Origin of the sequence: Agrobacterium deltaense RV3 (genome assembly GCF_900013505.1) — a bacterium.
Classification (GTDB): Bacteria; Pseudomonadota; Alphaproteobacteria; order Rhizobiales; family Rhizobiaceae; genus Agrobacterium; species Agrobacterium leguminum.
In genome coordinates, this window is the sequence record NZ_LT009745.1 from 1660235 (window position 1) to 1661313 (window position 1079).

The 1079-nt window shown below is 60.2% G+C and carries 1 protein-coding gene; it reads right to left on the bottom strand.

Annotated features, from left to right (window positions below; all coding sequences use genetic code 11):
• Nucleotides 1-977, bottom strand: a 977-nt coding sequence (locus tag AGR7B_RS08340) for an IS4 family transposase (RefSeq protein WP_080857034.1), incomplete at its 3' end; no start/stop codon positions are given.
• Between the last annotated feature and the right edge of the window lie 102 nt (nt 978-1079).

The window sequence follows — 1079 nt, forward strand, 5'->3', positions numbered from 1 at the left end:
GCGATCAGGGCGACAGCGATCTGGATGCGCACGGCATTTTCTGACGTGCCGAGAAAATGGCTGATCTTCAGCGTCTGCTTGACCCAGCGGAAGAACAGTTCGATCGCCCAACGGCGCTTGTAGAGATCGGCGATCTCGTGAGCCGGTGCATCGAGATCATTGGAGAATATGCGCAACACCTTTCCCGTCTCGGTCCTGATGGTGATCTCGCGGACCGGATCGCTGAACGGATTTTTGCGGCTTTTGGCCTGGCGGGCCGGCAACAGGCCGATGCGGTCGGACAGGATGACACCGTCGCCGTCCACCGCCTGCTCATGGGTGACCGTCAGCGGCGTATGCGACTTGAACCGGGTGACGATCCGGCATCCGGCTTTGTCCAGCTTGGCCCACCAGCCGAAATCATAATAGCCAAGATCAAAGACATAGGTTGCGCCTGATGCGATCGGCATGGCCTTGGCAGCCGTGATGTCGTTGATATTGGCCGGCGTGACCGCCGCATAGATCGGTTGTTCGGCATCCGCATCGTAGACGATGTGGACCTTGACGCCGCAGGCTTGATGGGAAAACCGCGCCCACTGCGATCCGGCACCGGAGAGGCGAACCCCTGTCGCATCGATGAGGTAGGTTGCCTCGCCCACCGCCCGGCGCAGGCCGCGTCCCGCCATCGCCACCATCTGCGCAAACAGCCCGGCAAAGACAGGGCTCGGACGCAGACGATTGGCATCGGCAAGCGTCGAGCGCGACACCGGCTTTGCGCCGACATGATAGAGCCGTGCAGAGTGGCTCTCCAGGCCAAAGACGATCTCGCGCAGGCTCACCGAACCCGCCAACTGCCCATACAGGAGGGCGACGAACTGGCTTTTGGTCGACAGCCGGCGGACATGCTTGTCAGCCCCGTGTTCATCCACAAGCCGCTCAAACGCCGCCCAGGGAATACGCTTCAAAAGATCATGAAAGACGCTATTCTTGTGCCGCACGGTGTTGCTCCTCTTTCGTGTCCGAGATCGTCGCCAAACGCTCGAATACGAGTAGAATCAACACCGTGCGCCATGTCCACCAAATTTAAACCGGACAGCAGT